Annotated in this window: 5 protein-coding genes and 1 rRNA gene; all 6 read left to right on the top strand. The window is 56.2% G+C overall.

From position 1 onward, the window contains the following. Nucleotides 1-12 precede the first annotated feature (12 nt). Nucleotides 13-125, top strand: a 5S ribosomal RNA gene (gene rrf / locus BLU39_RS27980). Between the two features lie 247 nt (nt 126-372). Then, a complete protein-coding gene (locus BLU39_RS27985; protein WP_092719738.1) occupies nt 373-1,161 on the top strand; it encodes a transporter substrate-binding domain-containing protein in 789 nt (262 codons plus the stop codon). 15 nt (nt 1,162-1,176) lie between these two features. After that, nucleotides 1,177-1,845: an amino acid ABC transporter permease gene (locus BLU39_RS27990; RefSeq protein WP_092719741.1), complete on the top strand. Its 669-nt coding sequence runs from the start codon at nt 1,177-1,179 to the stop codon at nt 1,843-1,845. Beyond that, the gene (locus BLU39_RS27995) at nt 1,842-2,492 is read left to right on the top strand and encodes an amino acid ABC transporter permease (protein ID WP_092719744.1); all 651 of its coding nucleotides are present in this window, start codon (nt 1,842-1,844) and stop codon (nt 2,490-2,492) included. The genes BLU39_RS27990 and BLU39_RS27995 overlap by 4 nt, the downstream gene beginning before the upstream one ends. After that, entirely contained in the window at nt 2,479-3,207 is a 729-nt protein-coding gene (locus BLU39_RS28000; RefSeq protein WP_092719747.1) for an amino acid ABC transporter ATP-binding protein, read from the top strand. The genes BLU39_RS27995 and BLU39_RS28000 overlap by 14 nt, the downstream gene beginning before the upstream one ends. 26 nt (nt 3,208-3,233) lie before the next feature. Further along, complete coding sequence (locus BLU39_RS28005; RefSeq protein WP_092719749.1) at nt 3,234-3,932, top strand: GntR family transcriptional regulator; 699 nt, start codon at nt 3,234-3,236, stop codon at nt 3,930-3,932. Nucleotides 3,933-4,405: the final 473 nt, after the last annotated feature.

The raw sequence follows: 4,405 nt of genomic DNA on the forward strand, positions 1-4,405 counted from the left end.
GTACAAGTTATGCCTGATGACCATAGCAAGTTGGTCCCACCCCTTCCCATCCCGAACAGGACCGTGAAACAACTTTGCGCCGATGATAGTGCTGCAACCAGTGTGAAAGTAGGTTATCGTCAGGCTTGTTATGCGAAAAAACCCCTTCCGGTGATCCGGTTGGGGTTTTTTTACGTCTGGCGGTTTGTCGCGGCGCACCCGATTCGTGCATGGTATGGTGCAGAAAGTCAGGCACTGCTCAAAAACTATGCAGAAATGGGAGCTTTGCAGATCGTATGCAGGCTTTGTATGCAGGCACGGAAACTGCTCAAGGATTATGGCGCGCTGTTCATCACGGGATAGCACGCTCCATCCCACCTTGAGGAGTTGTCCATGAACCGTCGCTCGATCCTGTTGTCGCTGATCTTGTCCGCCACCGCCCTTGCCGCGCCGCTGACCCATGCCGAGGCGCTCTACGATATTCTCAAAGCCAAGGTCTTGCGCGTGGCCGTGCCCCAGGATTTCCCGCCTTTCGGATCGGTCGGCCCTGACATGAAACCCGTTGGCTACGACATTGACGTGGCCGCAATGCTGGCCAAGGGGCTGGGCGTCAAACTGGAACTGGTACCTGTGACCAGCGCCAATCGCATTCCTTACCTCAATACCAAAAAAGTCGACCTGGTCATTTCCAGTCTCGGTAAAAACCCGGAGCGTGAAAAAGTCATCGATTTCAGCGCAGCGTATGCGCCATTCTTCAGCGGCGTGTTCGGGACCGCAGATCAGGCGATTGGCAAGGCCGAGCAACTGGCAGGGAAAACCGTGGGCGTCACCCGCGGCGCCGTGGAAGATCTTGAGCTGAGCAAGATTGCGCCGGCCAATACCACCATCAAGCGTTTTGAAGATAATAATGCGACCATTTCCGCTTTCCTGTCAGGCCAGGTGCCCTTGATTGCCACTGGCAACGTGGTGGCTGGCGCCATTGTCGAAAAACAGCCTGCCAAAAAACTCGAATTCAAATTCTTTATCAAGAATTCTCCCTGCTATGTCGGCATCAATAAAAGCGAACCGAAGTTGCTGGCGCAAATCAATGCCATCCTGGCCAAGTCGAAAGAAGACGGCAGCCTCAATACCATCGCCCAGAAATGGCTGAAAACAACGCGCCCTGTCACAGCCCTGCTGTAAGCGGTCAAGCGCGCGATGGCATACACTTTTGATTTCAGCAGTATTTGGGAATACCGCGAGTATCTGTACAACGGCGTAATCGGTACCTTGCGCCTGACACTCGTTGGCACCGTGCTCGGGGTTGCCATCGGTATTCTTGGCGCCATTTCGCGCGCCTGGAAACTGCCCGTGCTGTTCCCGGTCTACACCGTGTATGTGGAGCTGATCCGCAACACGCCGTTCATCGTGCAGCTGTTCTTTGTCTTCTTCGGCTTGCCCAGCCTCGGCATTCATTTGAGCGAGTGGCAGGCGGCAACGATTGCGATGGTGCTCAACCTGGGCGCCTATAGCACCGAGATCATCCGCGCTGGCGTGGAGTCTGTGCCGAAAGGCCATATCGAGGCCGCGTCGGCGCTGGCGATGTCGCGCTTCCAGATTTTTCGCTGCGTGATTCTGCGCCAGGCCTTGCTCAAGATGTGGCCAGCCTTGTCGAGCCAGATCGTGATCGTGATGCTGGGATCGTCCGTATGTTCGCAAATTTCGGCCGAAGAGCTGACTTTTGGCGCCGGCTTCATTACCTCGCGTAACTTCCGCTCCTTCGAAGTGTATTTCGTCGTCACCATCATGTACTTTTTGCTGGCGGCCGGCGTGCGCCGCGCGTTGGACCTGTTTGGCCGCTACGTACTGGCGAGGAGAGCGACATGAGCGATTTTTCCCTGTGGGACATCATTCGCAACTTGCTGCTGGCGGGGCGCTGGACGGTATTGCTGTCCTTGATCGCCTTTGTTTGCGGTGGCCTGGTTGGCATCGCGATCCTGATGATGCGCACCTCGAGCGCGCGGTTGCTGCGCCGGTTTGCAGTCATGTACATCGAGCTGTTCCAAGGCACGCCGCTGCTGATGCAATTGTTCCTGCTGTTCTTTGGCCTGTCACTGAGCGGCATGCAAGTGTCGCCCTGGATTGCCGCCAGCGTGGCCCTGACCTTGTTTACCAGCGCCTACCTGGCGGAAATCTGGCGCGGTTGCGTCGAGGCGATTCCCCGTGGCCAGTGGGAAGCGTCTGCCAGCACGGCAATGACGTATATGGAGCAGATGCGCCATGTGATCTTGCCGCAGGCGCTGCGCATTGCCGTTGCACCGACGGTCGGATTTTCCGTGCAGGTCGTGAAAGCGACGGCGGTCACGTCCATTATCGGTTTTGTCGAGCTGACCAAGGCCGGCTCGATGATCAGCAACGCCACGTTTGCGCCCTTCACCGTGTATGGCCTGATCGCCCTGATGTATTTTTGCCTGTGTTTCCCGCTTTCGCTGTATGCCCGCCGCCTGGAAAGGAAAATCAATGTCTCTCGTTAGCATCAATGGATTGCACAAGCGCTTTGGTGCGCATCACGTCCTCAAGGGCATTGACTTGCGCGTCAAGGAAGGGCAAGTGACGGCAGTGATCGGACGCAGCGGTTCGGGCAAGAGTACTTTGCTGCGCTCGATCAATGGACTGGAAAGTTTCGATGAAGGCTCGCTCGACGTCGATGGCGTGAGGGTCACCGTCGGCCAGACCGATTTGCGCCAGTTGCGCCTGAAAGTCGGCATGGTGTTCCAGCAGTTCAATCTGTATCCGCATCTGACGGCCGGACAGAATGTGATGCTGGCGCCGACCGTGGTCAAAAAAATCGGCAAGCAGCAAGCAGAGGCGCTGGCGCGCGATGCGCTGGCAAAAGTCGGCCTTGCCGATCGCTTTGACGCGTTTCCAGACCAGCTGTCGGGCGGCCAGCAGCAGCGCGTGGCAATTGCCCGGGCGCTGGCGATGCAGCCGAAAATACTGTTGTGCGATGAAATTACCTCGGCGCTCGATCCGGAACTGGTAAACGAAGTGCTGGCCGTGGTGCGCAAGCTGGCCGACGATGGCATGACCTTGATCATGGTCACGCATGAAATGCGCTTCGCACGCGAGGTGGGGGACCAGCTGGTGTTCATGCACCAGGGGAAAATCCATGAGCAAGGTGATCCGAAGACGCTGTTTGCCGCACCGTCGACGCCTGAACTGGCCAGTTTCATCAGTTCGGTTTCCTGATCGTCTTTGCCAAAGCCAGATCCCGCATGCTTGACCCCACCACAGCAGCTGTTACCAACTCGTCCGAGGAGATCGCCGCGGATATTGCGGCGGCGATTATCGAACGCCGCTTGCCCTCTGGCACCAAGCTCAAGGAAGAGGCCCTGGCCCGCGTGTATTCGGTCAGTCGTACCAAGATCCGTGCGGCCTTGCTGATGCTGTCGAAGGATGAGCTCATCGAGATCGTTCCGGAAAAGGGCGCTTGCGTGTGCAAGCTCAGTGAACGCGAGGCGCGCGAAATCTTTGCCGTGCGCCGCACGCTCGAGGCCGGCCTGGCGCGTGATTTCGTAACCATCGCCAAGGCCGATGATTATCGTCGCATCGATGCCCACCTTGCGCTGGAACGCCAGGCCCTGGCACAAAACGATCTGCCGTTGCGCGCCAGGTTGCTAGGCGACTTTCACACCTTGCTGGCCGATATCGTTGGTAATCTGGTGTTGAAGGAAATCTTGCGCAAACTGACGGCGCGGACCTCGCTGATCGCCATGCACCAGCAGTCCAGCGAAGACGCCAGTTGCTCATCGGATGAGCATGCGCTGTTCATCGAGGCGGCCAAGGCTGGCAATGCCGACGCTGCAGTCGACATCATGTTGCATCATCTCGACCATGTGCTCAAAGCGCTGCATGTCGATGCCACGGAGTACGTCGACAAGAAAGACCTGGTCAAAGCCCTGCTGGCTGCCTGAACAAAAACATGGATGGCGAATGAAAGCCCTTGCCAAGACTGGCGGGGCTTTGCTATAGTTCGCCTCCCCAATGAGACGCAGTCAATGCGGCACTTGAGGATCACCGGAAACGGCGATGAGTCGTAAAAGAAGGAGTTGACGGATTTAGCGAAATGCTTCATACTCTTCCTTCTTCGCAGCTGACAAACACAACGCTTTGTCGATAGCGCGAGAGTAGTAAATAAGCAGTGCCGAATACAGTTCTTTAACAATTAACAGTCGATAAGTGTGGGCATTTGATGTAAGTGCAGCGTCAATCTTCGGATTGGCGTCTAACTTAAAATATCAAATGTTCACAAGAAATAATGAAATAGGCGCTACGAAAGTAGTGGCCTGTCAGTTTTTTGAGTGAGCGACCCGTCAGCAATGACGGTGCCGGTAAAACGGCAAAGTAACAGAGATTAAACTGAAGAGTTTGATCCTGGCTCAGATTG

Origin of the sequence: Janthinobacterium sp. OK676 (genome assembly GCF_900103595.1) — a bacterium.
In the GTDB taxonomy this organism is placed as follows: Bacteria; Pseudomonadota; Gammaproteobacteria; order Burkholderiales; family Burkholderiaceae_D; genus Janthinobacterium.

Bases quoted from the DNA above. Each gene is read 5' to 3' on its own strand.
- BLU39_RS27985 (WP_092719738.1), top strand. From the start codon at position 373: ATGAACCGTCGCTCGATCCTGTTGTCGCTGATCTTGTCCGCCACCGCC.
- BLU39_RS27995 (WP_092719744.1), top strand. From the start codon at position 1,842: ATGAGCGATTTTTCCCTGTGGGACATCATTCGCAACTTGCTGCTGGCG.
- BLU39_RS28000 (WP_092719747.1), top strand. From the start codon at position 2,479: ATGTCTCTCGTTAGCATCAATGGATTGCACAAGCGCTTTGGTGCGCAT.
- BLU39_RS28005 (WP_092719749.1), top strand. From the start codon at position 3,234: ATGCTTGACCCCACCACAGCAGCTGTTACCAACTCGTCCGAGGAGATC.
- BLU39_RS27990 (WP_092719741.1), top strand. From the start codon at position 1,177: ATGGCATACACTTTTGATTTCAGCAGTATTTGGGAATACCGCGAGTAT.